1 protein-coding gene is annotated in these 260 nt (G+C 55.0%); it reads left to right on the top strand.

What is annotated here, in order from left to right; translation table 11 throughout:
* Positions 1-194: hypothetical protein (locus OGY07_RS01865; RefSeq protein ID WP_286598342.1), on the top strand; the 194-nt coding region annotated here is incomplete at its 5' end.
* Between the last annotated feature and the right edge of the window lie 66 nt (positions 195-260).

Genomic DNA, 260 nt, shown 5'->3' with positions numbered 1-260 from the left:
AGTTGTTCGTGAGTCTCTCAATTATCGCAACCATGAAGGATCCTGTCACAGGTGACGTGAGCGAAGTGAAGACAAGGCGTACCGCACGCAGCGAGCGCAGTGGACTTACCGTCCATGAGCATCGCGAGTACGGAACAACGCAGTATTCACGACGCGCAACGAACCGGACAGAACAAGACCTCTTCGGGTTGTGAGGTTAAGCGACCAAGCGTACACGGTGGATGCCCTGGCAGTCAGAGGCGATGAAGGACGTGCTAATC

This window comes from Citrobacter sp. Cs237 (genome assembly GCF_030332325.1).
Classification (GTDB): Bacteria; Pseudomonadota; Gammaproteobacteria; order Enterobacterales; family Enterobacteriaceae; genus Citrobacter_A; species Citrobacter_A sedlakii.
Note: the sequence above shows the minus strand (reverse complement) of the source record. Positions and strands in the feature narration are given on the sequence as shown.